The sequence below is a fragment of the Xanthomonas sp. NCPPB 2632 genome, from assembly GCF_041228075.2.
In the GTDB taxonomy this organism is placed as follows: Bacteria; Pseudomonadota; Gammaproteobacteria; order Xanthomonadales; family Rhodanobacteraceae; genus Luteibacter.
On sequence record NZ_CM192979.1, the window covers coordinates 3729576 to 3743832 of the forward strand.

At 69.1% G+C, this 14257-nt stretch carries 16 protein-coding genes; 8 read left to right on the top strand and 8 right to left on the bottom strand.

The window, feature by feature from the left end:
- Window positions 1-2: 2 nt before the first annotated feature.
- Genes AB8808_RS15875 through hemE form a run of 4 tightly spaced genes read left to right on the top strand, consistent with a single transcriptional unit; the run spans window position 3 to window position 2969 of the window.
- The gene (locus AB8808_RS15875) at window positions 3-533 is read left to right on the top strand and encodes a shikimate kinase (RefSeq protein WP_369930588.1); all 531 of its coding nucleotides are present in this window, start codon (window positions 3-5) and stop codon (window positions 531-533) included.
- Window positions 533-1600 (top strand): 3-dehydroquinate synthase, encoded by a 1068-nt coding sequence (gene aroB, locus AB8808_RS15880; protein ID WP_369930589.1) that lies wholly within the window; start codon window positions 533-535, stop codon window positions 1598-1600. Before AB8808_RS15875 ends, aroB begins: the two co-directional genes overlap by 1 nt.
- Before the next feature lie 42 nt (window positions 1601-1642).
- A complete protein-coding gene (locus AB8808_RS15885; protein WP_369930590.1) occupies window positions 1643-1906 on the top strand; it encodes a hypothetical protein in 264 nt (87 codons plus the stop codon).
- Window positions 1896-2969, top strand: a complete 1074-nt coding sequence (gene hemE / locus AB8808_RS15890; RefSeq protein WP_369930592.1) for a uroporphyrinogen decarboxylase — start codon at window positions 1896-1898, stop codon at window positions 2967-2969. The genes AB8808_RS15885 and hemE overlap by 11 nt, the downstream gene beginning before the upstream one ends.
- Window positions 2970-3105: 136 nt before the next feature.
- On the opposite strand, the gene AB8808_RS15895 is transcribed toward hemE, so the two are convergent.
- The 6 genes from AB8808_RS15895 to AB8808_RS15920 all read right to left on the bottom strand — a co-directional run bounded on the left by AB8808_RS15895 (window position 3106) and on the right by AB8808_RS15920 (window position 10290).
- A complete protein-coding gene (locus AB8808_RS15895) occupies window positions 3106-3618 on the bottom strand; it encodes a tetratricopeptide repeat protein (RefSeq protein WP_036140336.1) in 513 nt (170 codons plus the stop codon).
- 4 nt (window positions 3619-3622) lie between these two features.
- On the bottom strand, window positions 3623-5956 hold the full coding sequence (mrcB, locus tag AB8808_RS15900; RefSeq protein WP_369930593.1) for a penicillin-binding protein 1B: 2334 nt from the start codon (window positions 5954-5956) through the stop codon (window positions 3623-3625).
- A 97-nt stretch (window positions 5957-6053) separates the two neighbouring features.
- Window positions 6054-6887: an SDR family oxidoreductase gene (locus AB8808_RS15905; protein ID WP_369930594.1), complete on the bottom strand. Its 834-nt coding sequence runs from the start codon at window positions 6885-6887 to the stop codon at window positions 6054-6056.
- 5 nt (window positions 6888-6892) lie between these two features.
- Window positions 6893-8626 carry a tetratricopeptide repeat protein gene (locus AB8808_RS15910; protein WP_036140331.1) on the bottom strand — a complete coding sequence of 578 codons (1734 nt, stop codon included), beginning with the start codon at window positions 8624-8626 and terminating at the stop codon, window positions 6893-6895.
- Window positions 8627-8698: 72 nt separating this feature from the next.
- The gene (gene purT / locus AB8808_RS15915; RefSeq protein ID WP_369930595.1) at window positions 8699-9880 is read right to left on the bottom strand and encodes a formate-dependent phosphoribosylglycinamide formyltransferase; all 1182 of its coding nucleotides are present in this window, start codon (window positions 9878-9880) and stop codon (window positions 8699-8701) included.
- Between the two features lie 32 nt (window positions 9881-9912).
- Window positions 9913-10290: a DUF423 domain-containing protein gene (locus AB8808_RS15920; RefSeq protein ID WP_369930596.1), complete on the bottom strand. Its 378-nt coding sequence runs from the start codon at window positions 10288-10290 to the stop codon at window positions 9913-9915.
- A gap of 80 nt (window positions 10291-10370) precedes the next feature.
- Between AB8808_RS15920 and AB8808_RS15925 the strand changes: the two genes are divergently transcribed.
- Both AB8808_RS15925 and AB8808_RS15930 read left to right on the top strand, forming a co-directional pair.
- Window positions 10371-10988: an SCO family protein gene (locus AB8808_RS15925; RefSeq protein WP_369930597.1), complete on the top strand. Its 618-nt coding sequence runs from the start codon at window positions 10371-10373 to the stop codon at window positions 10986-10988.
- Window positions 10985-11434 carry a copper chaperone PCu(A)C gene (locus AB8808_RS15930; RefSeq protein WP_369930598.1) on the top strand — a complete coding sequence of 150 codons (450 nt, stop codon included), beginning with the start codon at window positions 10985-10987 and terminating at the stop codon, window positions 11432-11434. The genes AB8808_RS15925 and AB8808_RS15930 overlap by 4 nt, the downstream gene beginning before the upstream one ends.
- A gap of 16 nt (window positions 11435-11450) precedes the next feature.
- Here the strand turns inward: AB8808_RS15930 and AB8808_RS15935 are convergent, their stop codons facing one another.
- On the bottom strand, window positions 11451-11927 hold the full coding sequence (locus AB8808_RS15935) for a TlpA family protein disulfide reductase (protein WP_369930599.1): 477 nt from the start codon (window positions 11925-11927) through the stop codon (window positions 11451-11453).
- On the bottom strand, window positions 11924-13195 hold the full coding sequence (locus AB8808_RS15940; protein ID WP_369930600.1) for a YihY family inner membrane protein: 1272 nt from the start codon (window positions 13193-13195) through the stop codon (window positions 11924-11926). The genes AB8808_RS15935 and AB8808_RS15940 overlap by 4 nt, the downstream gene beginning before the upstream one ends.
- Before the next feature lie 83 nt (window positions 13196-13278).
- Here AB8808_RS15940 and wrbA point away from each other — a divergent pair, with 83 nt between their 5' ends.
- Together wrbA and AB8808_RS15950 are read left to right on the top strand one after the other, a co-directional pair.
- Window positions 13279-13881: an NAD(P)H:quinone oxidoreductase gene (wrbA, locus tag AB8808_RS15945; protein WP_369930602.1), complete on the top strand. Its 603-nt coding sequence runs from the start codon at window positions 13279-13281 to the stop codon at window positions 13879-13881.
- A complete protein-coding gene (locus tag AB8808_RS15950; protein WP_369930603.1) occupies window positions 13878-14240 on the top strand; it encodes a DUF2069 domain-containing protein in 363 nt (120 codons plus the stop codon). Before wrbA ends, AB8808_RS15950 begins: the two co-directional genes overlap by 4 nt.
- Window positions 14241-14257 lie beyond the last annotated feature (17 nt).

A 14257-nucleotide genomic window follows, 5' to 3' on the forward strand; every position in this document is an offset into this window, starting at 1 on the left:
CGATGAATCCTTCGCCCAACCTGTTCCTGATCGGCCCCACGGGGGCCGGCAAGACCACGATCGGACAACGCCTCGCGGCGCATTACGGCCTGCCGTTCGTCGATCTGGACGTCCAGATCGAAGCGCGGCTGGGCACGACCCTTGTCAGCCTCTTCGAACGCGAAGGCGAGGCGGCGTTTCGTGCGCTGGAATCGGCGCACCTGGACGAGTCTAGCCGCGCCGACGGCGTCGTGCTCGCCACGGGCGCCGGCGCCGTGCTGGACGCCGACAACCGCGCCCGGTTGATGTCGCGCGGCACCGTGTTGCTGCTGTCGGTCGACGTCGCCGAGCAGTTCGATCGCCTCGCGCACGACACCGTCCGCCCGATGATCGCCGGCGCCGATCGTCGCGGACGACTGGAAGCCCTGGCGACCGAACGCAACGCCCTGTACGAAGAGATCGCCGACCTGATCTTCCTGGGTCGCCACGAGCACGTGGACGCCGCCGTGCCGCGCGCCGTCGCCCTCCTCGACCGTCACTGGAAACGCCCCTGATGGAAACCGTCGACGTCGACCTGGCCGGTCGCAGCTACCCCGTATGGATCGGCCCCGGGCTGCTCACGGACAGTGAGCGCTGGCGACCGATGATCCGTGGGCGCCACGTGCTGGTGGTCAGCAACACCACCGTGGCTCCGCTGTATCTGGACGCGCTGGCCCAGGGCCTGGACGGCCTGCGCTGGGCGTCCTATCTGCTCGACGACGGCGAAATGCACAAGACCTTTGCCAATATCGGCCGCATCCTCGAGGCGCTGGGCGAGCTGGGTGCCACGCGCGACGCCTGCGTCATCGCCCTGGGCGGCGGCGTGGTCGGCGACATGGCGGGCTTCGCGGCGGCCTGCTGGATGCGCGGCATCGACTTCATCCAGGTGCCGACCACCCTGCTGGCCATGGTCGATTCCTCCGTCGGTGGCAAGACCGGCGTGAACCTGCCCACGGGCAAGAATCTGGCCGGTGCATTCCACCAGCCGCGCGCGGTGGTGGCTGACCCCTACCTGCTCGACACCCTGCCCCAGCGTGAGTTTCAGGCCGGCCTGGCGGAGATCGTCAAGGGCGCGGCCATCGGCGATCCGGCATTTTTCGCCTGGCTGGAAGACCACGCCGACACGCTGGCCACGCGCGAGACCCGTCCACTGATCGAGGCCATCGCCCGCAAGTGCCGGTACAAGGCCGGCGTGGTGGCGCGCGACGAGACCGAACAGGGCGAACGGGCACTGCTGAACCTGGGGCACACCTTCGGGCATGCCCTGGAGACCGCCGGCAACTACAGCGAGATCCTGCACGGCGAGGGCGTGGCCATCGGCATGGTGCTGGCGGCTCGCCTGTCCGAGCGGCTGGGCATGGCTACCGCCGACGATACGCAACGCCTGGTCACCCTGCTGCAACGCCTGGGCCTGCCCACCGAGCGCTCGCCGCGGCATGCGCCCACCCGGCTGCTGGCACTCATGCGGCTGGACAAGAAGAACACGGCGGGCACGTTGCGGCTGATCCTGTGGCGCGGCATCGGCCGCGCGGAGATCGTGTCCGGTGTCGCCGAGGACGACGTGCTCGCGGTGCTGGCCTGACACGCCTACAATGATCGGCCCTGCGCCAGCCCGGATCGTTCGATGCGGATCTACATGCAAACCCTGCCCGATGTCGCAACGGAAGCGCCCCGCTACGTCCAGATCACCCTTGAGCAGGACCTGCTCGGCGGCTGGACCCTCTACCGCGAAAGCGGCGTCCAGGGCGGCAAGGCCTCGCTCAAGCGCGAGGTGCACATCACGCACGATTCGGCGTTGGCGGCTTTCGAGAAAACCCGCGACGCCCAACTGAAAAAAGGCTTCAAAGTCATGTTCAGCCAAGGCCAGGAGTCGGCACATGGTCGCTGACGCGCCGAGCAACGATCGCTTCCTCCGCGCATTGCGTCGCGAGCCCGTCGACACCACGCCGGTGTGGGTGATGCGCCAGGCCGGTCGCTACCTGCCGGAATATCGCGCCACCCGCGCCAAGGCCGGCAGCTTCATGGGGCTGGCCACGAACCCCGAGTACGCCTGCGAGGTGACGTTGCAGCCGCTGGCGCGCTTCGACCTCGACGCGGCCATCCTGTTCTCCGACATCCTCACCATTCCCGACGCCATGGGCCTGGGCCTGTCGTTCGAACAGGGCGAGGGCCCGCGTTTCGCGCGCCCCGTGCGCGACGCCGCCGCGATCGATCGCCTGGCGGTGCCGGACATGGACAAGGAGCTGCGCTATGTCATGGACGCGGTACGCCTGATCCGCCAGGAACTGGGCGGCCGCGTGCCGCTGATCGGTTTTTCCGGCAGCCCGTGGACATTGGCCTGCTACATGGTCGAAGGCGAGGGTTCACGCGACTTCGCTCGGGTCAAGGCGCTGGCCTGGAACGACCCAGCGCTGGCGCACCGCCTGCTGGATACCATCGCGCGCTCGGTCTCCGCTTACCTCATTGCCCAGGCGCACGCGGGTGCCCAGGCGCTGATGATCTTCGACACGTGGGGCGGCATGCTCGGCCCCGCGCCGTTCCGCGAGTTCTCGCTGCGCTACATGACCCAGGTGGTGGATGCGCTGAAGGCGGACCCGGTCAGCCGCGAGCTGCCGGTGATCCTCTTCTCCAAGGGCTCCAACGGGCAACTGGAAGCCCTGGCCGACACCGGCTGCGACGGACTCGGCGTGGACTGGACGATCGACATCGGCGAAGCGCGCCGGCGCGTGGGCGACCGCGTGGCCCTGCAGGGCAACCTCGACCCCGCCGTGCTGCGTGCCTCACCCGACATCGTGGCGCGCGAGGCGCGCGCCGTGCTCGACAGCTTCGGCAATCACCCCGGCCATGTGTTCAACCTGGGCCACGGCATCACGCCAGAAGTAGACCCCGACAACGTCAAGGTGCTGGTAGACACCGTGCACGCCCACGGCCGCACCCTCCGCACGCCGTAAAAACGGGCGGGGCGTTACCGTGTAGGAGCCCACGATGTGGGCGATCCGGGCATCCTGGTGATCCGGGCATTCCGAACGGACCATGCGAAAAGCATCGCGGACATCGTCCGCTCCTACATGTACCTATATCTATTTATCAGAACCGGTTGGGGCCGGCGATGTGGCACTTGCCGCCTTCCGCCTTGGCGGCGGTGGCGCCGGCCTGGTCGTCGGCCTGCATACGCATTTCGTAAACCGTCTGCCAGTTGCGGGCGCAGAGGCTGCCCGACTTCGGGCCCATGTCGAACGATTGCTTCGCGAGCTGCTCGGCGCGCGGGAAGTCCTGCATGCGCACGGCTACTTCGGCGCGGTCCTGGATGAGTTCGGGCGCCTGGGGCGCCAGTTTCAACGCCTGGGCGAGCTTGGCGTCGGCATCCGGATACCGGCCGGCGCGCTCGTCGGCCGCGGCGGCCTGCTGCAGGCCCTGCACGCCGGGATCGCGCAACGGCGCGACCTCGATGGCCGACTTCTCGCGCTCTCCGGCGGCGCGGATCTGCGCCACGATGTCGTAGACGGGTTTGCTGGGCCGCGTGGCCTGCGGCGGTGCCGGCTGGCTGCAGGCGGCGACGAGGGTGGCGGCGGCGATGGCGCAGAAACGAAGGCGATGCATGGCGTCAATCCGTAGGATTACTGGGAACGGGCGGTGCGGGCTGTTGGGCTCCGTCGCCGCCGCCGAACATACCCTTGAATCGCTGCCAGAAACAGCCCTCTTCCGCTTCCGGCACGTAACCGGACACAAACGGGAACTGTCGCGAGCCTTCGCACGAGGGGTCGGTGCGCTTGCCCGTCTGCGGGTTCACGTAGGCCATCTCCAGGCCTTCGCCGGGCGCCGCCGAGCGGGGCCGCGTCGGCAGCTTGCGGAACAGCTCCTGCCACACGCGCATGCTTCCGGTGGCGCCGTACAGGCCCGTAGGCTTGTTGTCGTCGCGACCCATCCAGACCACCGCCAGGCGGTCGCCGGTGAAGCCGGCAAACCAGCTGTCGCGCTGGCTGTCGCTGGTGCCGGTCTTGCCCGCGGCATGCAGCCAGGACAGGCTGGAGTTGCCGATGGCCGCGGCGGTGCCGCCGTTGACCACCTGCTGCATGGCCCAGGTGGTCAGCCGCGCAGCGGTCTGGTACTCGCCGTCACCGCCCTTCACCTCGTAACGCTTGATCGCCTGGCCCTTGTTGTCCATGACGCCACGCACGGCCACCAGCGGCAGCGCGTGGCCATCGGCGGCGATGTACTCGTACAACTGCGCCACCTGCAACGGCGACAGGTCGATCGCGCCCAGCAGCAGCGACGGACTGGGATTGACGCCCTCCAGGCCGAACGATTCCAGGAAGCCCTTGATCCGCGGCACCCCCACCTGCATGCCGAGGTTCACCGTGGCGAGGTTCCACGAGTGCACCAGCGCGTCCAGCATCGGCACCTGTCCATGTACTTCGTGGTCGTCGTTCTGCGGCGTCCATGGCGTGCCGTCGGGCTGGCGCATGTTGATCGGTGAATCGTCGACGATCGAGGCCAGCGACCATTTCGACGGCTGCGCCAGCGCCACCAGGTACACCAGCGGCTTGACCAGCGAACCGATGGAGCGGCGGGCATCCAGCGCGCGGTTGAAGCCCTGCTCGCCGGGATCGCGCGAGCCGACCACGGCCAGCACGCTGCCGTTGGTGGTGTCGGTGACCACGGCCGCGGCCTGCGCGGCGGCACCGCGCTTGCCCAGCGATTTCATCGTGGTGATGATCGCCTGCTCGGTGTAGAGCTGCGCGGCGGGGTCCAGCGTGGTGAAGATGCTGAGGCTGCCGTCGCGTAGCGCGGCTTCGTCGAAGTCGGCGGTGATCTGCGAGCGGACCAGCTGCATGAACGCGGGGAAACGGTTATGCGGAAGCTGCGCGTTCGGCGCGATGCCCAGCGGTGTGGCTTGTGCGGCCTTCGTCTGCGCGTCGTCGAGCAGGCCGGTGTCGTGGAACTGCTGCAGCACGAGGTTGCGGCGCGACAGCGCGCGATCCGGATAACGGCGCGGATCGTAATAGCTGGGGCCCTTGACCAGGCCGATCAGCAGGGCGATTTCCTGCGGGCGCAGGTCTTCCAGGCGGCGGCCGAAGAAGAACTCGCCGCCGGCGGCAAAGCCGTGCACGGCCTGGTTGCCCTGCTGGCCGAGGAACACCTCGTTGACGTACGCCTCGAGGATGCGACCCTTCGAATAATGCGCTTCCATCAGCAGCGAGAGGATCGCCTCGTTGACCTTGCGCAGCATGGTCTGGTTGCGATCCAGGAACAGGTTGCGCACCAGCTGCTGGGTCAGGGTGGAGCCGCCCTGCACCGTGTGGCCTGCGCGCAGGTTGGCGAACGAGGCGCGCGCGATGGCCGAGAAATCCAGCCCGATGTGGTTCTTGAAGTCGCGGTCTTCCACCGCCTGCAGGCCCTGCACGAGCAGCGGCGGCACGTTCTCCAGGCGCACGATGCGACGCTCTTCCTGCTGCGCGCCGTACAGCGTGGCGATGCGCGCGGGGTCGAGGTGGATCGACGCGATGGGCTTGTTGTTGGTGTCGTCCACCACCGAGGCCACCTGGCCGTCGGCCAGGGCCACGCGGATGCGATGCGGCAACTCACCGCCGTCCGGTCCGAAATACCCGTGCGAGGCGATGACGAAGCGCGAACCGTTCTTCGAATAGCTGCCCTGCACCTTGCCGGCGCCCTCGGCCGTGTAACCGGCAAAGGTGAGCTCCAGCTCCAGCGCGGCGGGCGTCAGCGCCCTGCCCGTTTCCAGCGGCAGCGGTCGCGCGTAGACACGGGTGGGCACCGCGAACACGAGGTCGTTGAAGCGATCCTGCAAGCGGGCGTTGAGGATCAGCGTGTAAGGCAGCAGGAAGCCGAACAGCAGCCCCATGACCAGCCAGAAAGGAATGCGCAGCCACGGCCAGGCCGTGCGCAGGAGGGAGCCGAGACGGTTCAGGAAAGCCAACGCGAAGAAGTCCTGCGGGAGGGGTCGGGGACCGATGATAGGGGCAGTTCACCGGCGATCATCTGAACGAGAGCGGGCAAAGCGAGGGCAATGAAGGTCAGCGCACCGGCCGCCAGGTGGCCGCGACGGGGCGAAACGCCCGCGGGTGCACGTCGAGCAGCGCTTCCAGGTCGCCATTGTCGGCGATCAGGTCGGCATCGAGTCGGGCGACGGGACCGCGGATCGTGGGCGAAAGGGCCGCCGCCATGTCGAGCAGGACGCGCGGCACGGGCACCGGCAGCACCAGTCCGCCAGCGCTGCGCTGCGTGCGCCGGAACATCTCCGCCGCGGTGATGCGCTCGCCGCCGCCGATGGGCAGGGTGCGCCCGCGGGCGGCGGCCGTGCCCAGGGCCGCGACGACCGCCGCCGCGATGTCGTCGGCATGCACGGGCTGGCGCTGTCCACGCCCGGGGGGCAGCGGAAACACGTGACGCCGGCGCGCCGATGCCACGATCGGGGTCAGGCTCTTGTCCATGCCCGCGCCGTAGATCAGCGTGGGCCGGAACACCGTCCAGGGCATGCCCCGCGACGCGCAGGTGGCGATCAGGGTGGTCTCGGCATCGCGCAGGCGCCGCGATACCTCGCGCTCCTCGGGCACTGCGGATTCGCGCTTGGTCTCCGCGCTCATCGACGAGGTGGCGATGACGTGCGGCACACCCGGCAGGCGCATCTCGGCCAGCCAGGTGGCCAGCAGGTCGATCGGACCGAGCGAGACCACGGCACGCAGCGGCGGCAAGTCGGGCATGGCATCGGGCAACTGGCCCCCAACCCAGCGCGCGTCCCCCGGTGGCGGCTGCCGGCTCACCGCCTGCCAGGCATAGCCGGCGGCCTCGAGCCGGGGAAGCAGGAAGTGTCCGATCTGACCGGAGCCGCCCAGTACCAGTACCGTCATCGTGCTCAGCGTCCCGTCGCAATGCGCTCGTAAGCGCTTTGCAGGCGCGGATCGTCGGGCACGTAGCGGCGCGCGTGGTCCAGGGCCTGGAACGCGCCCTGGCGGTCGCCGGCGCTGGAGCGCTGCAAGGCGTTGTCGATCAGCGCGCTGCCCAGGCGATGGCGCATCTCGCCTTGCGAGGCATCGCCGGGGGCGAGATCGGACATCGTGGCGTAGAGGTCTTCGGCCCGCTTGACGTTGCCGCTGGCCACGGCCTGCTGCATCTGTTTCTCGACCTGCGCCGGCAAGCCCTGCAGGCCAGCGCGTGCGGTGGGGTCGTTGCCGTCGATGGAGAGGGCGTTGCGATAGAGGTCGTAGGCGCTGTCGCCGGGCGGGTCCATGATGTCGCCGCGCGATGTGGCGGCCTGCGCACGACGCACCAGCGCGGCGACCCGCGCTTTTTGCTCCGGGCTGACGGCGAGGGACGCCTCGGACGTGTCGTCGTCAGCGGCGGCAGCGACGGGCGCGCCCTGGGTTGCACGCGCAGGCGGCACGGCAGCATGCGGCGCGCCGGTGTCGCCTCCGCCCAGACGAGCGCGGGCCGCGGCCAACTCGGCCGACTTCGGCGCCAGTTTGGTCGCCTGTTCCAGCAGTTTCGCCGCCTGGGCATCGTCCTCACTGTCCAGCGCCGCATTGGCCTGCACGATCAGCGCCTGCGCCACCTGGCCCAGACCGGCCTTGGCAGCCGCGTTGTCCGGGTCCACGGCGAGCACCGCCTTGAATCGGGCCAGCGCGGTGTCGTCGCCATCGCCGGTGAAGCGTCCCGCGCGCATGGCGTCGTTGCCTTGCTGGATCAACGCGGCGGTGGCCTGGTCGTCCTGCTTGCGGGTTTCCGCCAGCGATGCCCGCAGCGACGGCAGGTCGCTGTAGCCCGGGACGAGGATGGCGATGCGATCGACCAGGGCGTTGGCCTTGGGCCGGTCGTTGGCGGCGATGGCCTGGCGTGCCTGCGCCGCGAGAGCGTCGCCGACCTTGTCCAGGCCGCGCGCCGCCACCGTGTTGTTACGGTCGGCATCGAGCACGCGGCGATAGAGCGCACCGGCGCCTTCGTCGCCGTCCAGCTGGCCGGCGGCGAATGCCGCCTGCGCGCGATCGACCAGCGACTCGGTGCGCCCCTGCGGATTACGCGCTTGCGATAGCTGTTGGGTCAGGCGTTCCACATCGCTGCCACCGCCCAGCAGTTCGCGGGCAACGTCCAGTGCCGCCTGCGCCTCGTCGAGGTTGCCGGCGGCGAGGGCCGCGTCCGCGCGCGCCACCTCCGCCATGCCGACGCGGCGCAGGCCGTCACGGGCCTGGTCGCTGTCCGGTTGCTGGTCGCGGGCCTTTTCGAACAGCTCGCGGGCGCTGTCGCCCGCCGTACCGTCGAGCTTGCCGGCGGCCAGCGCACGGTTGGCCTGGCCGAGGATGTCGTTGAGTTCCGTGGCGGGCATCAGCGTGCGCAGGCGATCCTGCTGCAGCCACAGGCCGGTGACGCCACCGATGAGCACCAGCACCAGCACCGGTACCAGCCAGCCGCGCTTGCGCGCACGCTTCGGCGGCGGCGCGGATGGCCCGGGGCGTCGACGTGGCGTGTCCACCACGATATGCGGCAGCCCGTCGTCGACGGGCGGCGCGGGACGGTCGAGGTCGTCCAGCCGCCCGAGGGTCGGCTCGGTGCGACCGCGACGTTCGTGATCGTGGTTGTCTTTGCGTCCGCTCATGGGCGTGGGTCTTACCGGGAAGCGCAGCAGCTTAACATTCGGGCGTGAACGGCCGTTGTCGGGCCCGTGGGATCAGAGTTCGACGCGGATGCGGCCGGCGGCGCGCTTGGCCTTGGCGAGGGCTTCCTCCACGGTGGCGGCACGCGCCAGCGTGACCGCCATGCGGCGACGGCCCCGCACCTCGGGCTTGCCGAAGATACGCAGCATGGTGCCGGTTTCCGCCAGTGCCTCGGCCACGCCATGGTAGGTGGGCGCCTGCCCTTCCCCCTCCACCAGCACCGCGCACGACGCGGCGGGAGAAAACGCATGGATCTCCGGCACGGGCAGGCCGAGGATGGCCCGCGCGTGCAGCGCGAACTCGGAAAGATCCTGCGAGATCAGCGTGACCAGGCCGGTATCGTGCGGGCGCGGGCTCACTTCGGAAAAGATCACTTCGTCGCCGCGGACGAAGAACTCCACGCCGAACACGCCCCAGCCGCCCAGTGCCGCGGTGATCGTATCCGCCTGGCGTTCGGCGGAGGCGCGGGCCGCGTCGCTCATCGCCTGCGGTTGCCACGATTCGCGGTAGTCGCCGTCTTCCTGGCGATGACCGATGGGCGGGCAGAACGACACGCCATCGCGATGCCGCACGGTGAGCAAGGTGATTTCGTAATCGAAGTCGACGAAGCCTTCGACGATGACCCGACCCCGCCCGGCACGACCGCCGGCCTGGGCATACTCCCAGGCGGCATCCGCATCCGCCGGCGTGCGCAGCACGCTCTGGCCCTTGCCCGACGAACTCATCACCGGCTTGGCGACGCACGGCGTGCCGAGCGCGGCCACCGCATCGATGAACGCCTCGTGCGTATCGACGAAGCGGTACGGCGAGGTCGGCAGGCCGAGCTCTTCCGCGGCCAGTCGACGGATGCCCTCACGATCCATCGTCAGCCAGGCAGCCTTCGCGGTAGGGATGACCCGCAGGCCTTCCTTTTCCATCGCCACCAGCGTGGGCGTGTGGATCGCCTCGATCTCCGGCACGACGAGGTCCGGCTTCTCCTGTTCGATGAGCGCACGCAGCGCATCGGCGTCCAGCATGTCGATGACGTGGCTGCGATGGGCCACCTGCATCGCCGGTGCGTTGGCGTAACGATCCACCGCCACCACCTCCACGGCGAAGCGCTGCAGCTCGATCGCCACCTCCTTGCCCAGTTCGCCGGAACCCAGCAGGAGCACCTTGAGTGCGTTGGAAGCGTGCGGCGTGCCGAAGGTCGTCATGCGGGAATCCTGGTGAACTTAAGGCGTGCATTCTACCGAACGCGGTGCAGCGACAGCCCCACGGCGATCCAGCCGGCGATGAACGCCACGCCGCCCAGCGGGGTGATCGCGCCGGTCCAGCGCGGCGCGCCCAGCGCCAGCGCGTAGAGGCTGCCGGAGAACAACACGATGCCGACGGCGAACAGGGCGATGGCGACCGTGCGGGCGCGGCCCGGTGCCAGACCGACCACGGCCACGAACAGGGCCAGGGCATGCCAGAAATGGTATTGCACCGCGGTGTGCCAGACCTGCAGGCCGGCCTCGTCCACGATGCCGCGCAGCGCATGGGCACCGAACGCGCCCAGCCCCACGGCGGTGGCGCCGGCCAGGCCGACCAGGAGGGCGTGGGTGCTGCTGACAGGTTGTCGCATTCGCAAGGTTCCGCGGTAGAGGGCGCCTGATCGCGGGCGCGGGTGGCGTATCCTGCGGAGGATATCCCGCGGAGTGTCGCATGAAGCCGTTCCTTCCCCGCCGGGTCGTGCTGACCCTGATCGCCCTCCTCGCCGTGGTCGCGCTGAGCGCTTGCCAGCGCGAGCCGCAGCCCGAGTGGCGATTGAACGACGTATCGGGTCACCTGCCGGATCTCGACTTCAAGCTCACCGACGACAGCGGCAAGACGGTCACCGGTGCCGACTACCGCGGCAAGGTCACGCTGATGTACTTCGGCTACACCCATTGCCCCGACGTCTGTCCGCTGACGCTTACCCAGTTGCATGTGGTGCTGGGCCGCCTGGGCCCCGCCGCCGACAAGGTGCGCATCCTGTTCGTCAGCGTCGACCCCGCGCGGGATACGCCGCAGATCATGCACGACTACGTCAACGCCTTCGACAAGCATGCCGTCGGCCTGGTCGGCTCGGGCGCGGATGTGGAAGCGTTGGCCAAACGCTATCGCTCGGCGTTCACCCGCGAGCCGGACAAGGGCGACGGCGCCTACGACGTCAGCCACAGTTCGGCCATCTATGTCTTCGACGCCGAGGGCAAGGCGCGCCTGCTTGCCACGCCGTCGGCCTCGCAGGACGACATGGTCCACGACCTGACCCTGCTCACCTCCCTGGAGCCGCACGCATGATGTTTCGCTCGCTCGCCGCCTCGTTGTTCCTGCTTGCCGCCAGCGCCGCCGGCGCCACCGATACGCCTGCCGTGGAAGCCAGCGCGGGGTGGATACGCGTGCTCCCGGGCAGCCTGCCGGCCGGCGCTTACGTCACCTTCCGCAACCACTCCAGCAGCGCACTGAAGATCGTCGGTGCGGAAAGCGCCGACTACGCGGAAGCGATGATCCACCGCAGCAGCACCGAGGGCGGCATGGGTCGCATGGAGATGGTGGACAGCGTGGACCTGCCGCCCGAGGGCACGCTGGCCTTCACGCCCGGCGGCTACCACGTGATGCTGGAGAAGCCGAAGCACGCCGTGAAGGCGGGCGACCGGCTCACCATCACCTTTGAGCTGTCGGACGGCAAGAAACTGCCGGCCACGTTCGTCGCGCGGCCGGCCAACGCGACCGGCCCGACGGACTGAACGGCTGACGGCGAGGTCAGCCGCCCTTGGCGATGGCCTCGCCCAGCTTCTCGCCCGTCACCGGCCCGATGAACGTCTTGGCCACGTGGCCGTCCGGCGCGATCAGGTACGTGGTGGGCAGGCCCCTGGGCGCGTCGAAATCCTTCGGCGGCGCCGTGACGTCCACCTGCGCGATGGGATACGACACGGGATGCTTGTCGATGAAGGCCTTGATCTCCTTCGCGTCGGTGTCCTCGAACGCAAGACCGATGGCGGCGACATCCTTGCGGCTTTTCACGAAGGCCGAGATATCCGGCATTTCCTTGATGCACGGCACGCACCACGTGGCCCAGTAGTTGACGATCACCCACTTGCCGCGCTGCGCGGCAAGGTCGAAGGGCTTGCCGTCGAGCGTGGTGACCTTCAGTTGCGGGCTGGCGGCCGTGGCCGCCACGACGACCGTGGGCGACACGGCGAGGGCCAGGGCGGCAAAGGCAAGGGTACGCAGGATCATGCGGGGGAATCCTCGATGGAAGCGGGTGCCGGGGTCGGCGGGAACAGGTGGTCCAGGCGTGCGCCCAGGGTGGCGTCGAGCGCCGCCGCCAGTTGGTCCAGCAGCGCCAGCAGGTCGGGTGGCAGCGTAATGCCCATGCGATCGACCTGCTCGCGCGGATGCAGCGGCAACCGGTACTGCGTGCAGCGATAGACGCGAACCAGTTCGGTCGTATCCAGGCTGCGGCTGAGCAACCAGCCACCGGCCTCGCCGCGCTGGATCATGTCCGCGCGCTGCAGGTCCTCGAAATAGCTGGCGATCGCGTTGGACGGCAGGTAGGGCTCACGCACGCGGATGGTGGCCGGATCGATGCTGTCGCCGCAGCGCTGCGCCTCGACGAAGTGCTGGAGCACCACCAGCAGGCCGATGAACTCCGCGCCGTCGGGAAGCGCCTCGGTGGGCAGCACGTACTCGAAGGCGGAGATGGACGCGGCGATGGAGGCACCCAGGATCACGATGATCCACGACAGGTAGATCCACAGCAGGAAGATGGGGATCGCCGCCAGCGCACCGTAGATTTCCTCGTAGTTGGGCGAATTGCGGATGAACTGGGCAAAGCCCCACCGCGCGAACTCGAACAGGATGGCGCCCAGCAAGGCGCCGATGGCCGCATGCCGCCACGACACGCGCCGGTTGGGCACCATGGTATACATCAGCACCAGCGTCACGAAGGTGATGACGAAGGGCAGCAGGCTGATCAGGCGGAACTGCGAGGCGATCTGGTCGGCTGCCGCGTGCAGCATCGGGAAGGCGGTGATATACGACGACAGCGCCAGCCCGCCGACGACCAGGATCGGTCCCAACGTCAGTGCCGCCCAGTACAACAACAGGCGCGAGGTCCAGCCGCGCGGCTTGCGCACGCGCCAGATGCGGTTGAGGCGATCCTCGATGCTGATCATCATCGACACGGCGCTGAACAGCATGACCAGCACGGAGATGCCGGTGAGCTGGCTGGCCTTGTCGGCGAAGGCCATCATGTATTCCTGGATTTTCATGCCCGTGGCGGGCACGAAATTCTGGAACGCATAGGCGGCCAGCGCACCCCGCCATTCGGCGAACACGGGAAAGGCCGAAAGGATGGCGAACACGGCGACCGTCAGGGGCACCAGCGAGACCAGGGTGGTGTACGACAGCGCGCCGGCGGTTTCGAAGCATTTGTCGTCGACGAAGCGCAGCCAGGTGAAGCGGGTGAAGCTCAGGGCGCGGTCGCGGTCGAAGCGAAACGGCATGGGGGTCCTTGGATCCTTGTCCCGATGGTTTGGGATCGTGAACAGTTCTGCGAGACTAGCGCCTTCGCAAAGGCACTCAATCCATGTCCCACGACGTTCTCGTACTCTACTACAGCCGTAGCGGGCACACGGCCCAGCTCGCCCGGCTCGTCGCCCGCGGCATCGAGGAAGTGCCCGGCATGCGTGCGCGCCTGCGCCAGGTGCCGCCGGTCGCGCCGGTGACCGAAACGGCGATGCCGCCCGAGCCGGACGAGGGCGCTCCCTACGTCACCCGCGCCGACCTGGTCGAGTGCGTGGCCCTCGCGATGGGTAGCCCTACCCGCTTCGGCAACATGGCTGCGCCGTTGAAACACTTCCTCGACACCACGGGCGCGGAGTGGGCCTCGGGCGCCCTGGCGGGCAAGCCCGCCGCCGTCTTCACCGCGTCCAGCACCATGCACGGTGGTCAGGAGTCCACGCTGCTGACGATGATGGTGCCCCTGCTCCACCACGGCATGCTGCTCGTCGGCATCCCCTACACCGAGCCGGCCCTCACCAGCACCACCACCGGTGGCACCCCCTACGGCGCCAGCCACGTCGCCGGGCCGCGCGGCGAGAACGCGATCAGCGAGCACGAGCGCGACCTGTCCCGCGCCCTGGGCAAGCGGCTGGCCGATATCGCGCGCCGGCTCGGCACGCCCGCATGACGAAGGGCCCCGCCGCCGGGTGGCCCACGGCGTTGAGCGGCAGCCAGAAGACCGGACTGGCGGCCTGGGCGGCACTGCTGGCCATCCAGGTGCTCTGGTACACGCTGTATCCCCCGGTATCGATTCCCACCTGGGTGGCGTTCGCCCTCACCGTGCCGCCGCTGCTGCTGCCGCTGCTCTCGCTGCCCAGGGTCACCCGCGCCCTGCTGTGGGTCGGCATCCTGGCCCTGTTCTATTTCTGCCACGGCGTGGCGGAGGCCTGGAGTTCCACGGGCGACCGCTGGCTGGCCGCCCTGGAGATCGTCGTCACCCTGCTGCTGATCGGCACCCTCGGCGCGGGCGTGCGCCGGCGGGGCTGACGACGACGTCATGCGCG

Excerpts from the sequence above, each read along its gene's own strand:
- AB8808_RS15930 (WP_369930598.1), top strand. The coding sequence starts at position 10,985 with ATGATGTTTCGCTCGCTCGCCGCCTCGTTGTTCCTGCTTGCCGCCAGC.
- AB8808_RS15935 (WP_369930599.1), bottom strand. The coding sequence starts at position 11,927 with ATGATCCTGCGTACCCTTGCCTTTGCCGCCCTGGCCCTCGCCGTGTCG.
- hemE (WP_369930592.1), top strand. The coding sequence starts at position 1,896 with ATGGTCGCTGACGCGCCGAGCAACGATCGCTTCCTCCGCGCATTGCGT.
- AB8808_RS15895 (WP_036140336.1), bottom strand. The coding sequence starts at position 3,618 with ATGCATCGCCTTCGTTTCTGCGCCATCGCCGCCGCCACCCTCGTCGCC.
- purT (WP_369930595.1), bottom strand. The coding sequence starts at position 9,880 with ATGACGACCTTCGGCACGCCGCACGCTTCCAACGCACTCAAGGTGCTC.
- AB8808_RS15885 (WP_369930590.1), top strand. The coding sequence starts at position 1,643 with ATGCGGATCTACATGCAAACCCTGCCCGATGTCGCAACGGAAGCGCCC.
- AB8808_RS15905 (WP_369930594.1), bottom strand. The coding sequence starts at position 6,887 with ATGACGGTACTGGTACTGGGCGGCTCCGGTCAGATCGGACACTTCCTG.
- AB8808_RS15950 (WP_369930603.1), top strand. The coding sequence starts at position 13,878 with ATGACGAAGGGCCCCGCCGCCGGGTGGCCCACGGCGTTGAGCGGCAGC.
- AB8808_RS15925 (WP_369930597.1), top strand. The coding sequence starts at position 10,371 with ATGAAGCCGTTCCTTCCCCGCCGGGTCGTGCTGACCCTGATCGCCCTC.
- AB8808_RS15940 (WP_369930600.1), bottom strand. The coding sequence starts at position 13,195 with ATGCCGTTTCGCTTCGACCGCGACCGCGCCCTGAGCTTCACCCGCTTC.
- AB8808_RS15875 (WP_369930588.1), top strand. The coding sequence starts at position 3 with ATGAATCCTTCGCCCAACCTGTTCCTGATCGGCCCCACGGGGGCCGGC.
- AB8808_RS15920 (WP_369930596.1), bottom strand. The coding sequence starts at position 10,290 with ATGCGACAACCTGTCAGCAGCACCCACGCCCTCCTGGTCGGCCTGGCC.
- wrbA (WP_369930602.1), top strand. The coding sequence starts at position 13,279 with ATGTCCCACGACGTTCTCGTACTCTACTACAGCCGTAGCGGGCACACG.
- AB8808_RS15910 (WP_036140331.1), bottom strand. The coding sequence starts at position 8,626 with ATGAGCGGACGCAAAGACAACCACGATCACGAACGTCGCGGTCGCACC.
- aroB (WP_369930589.1), top strand. The coding sequence starts at position 533 with ATGGAAACCGTCGACGTCGACCTGGCCGGTCGCAGCTACCCCGTATGG.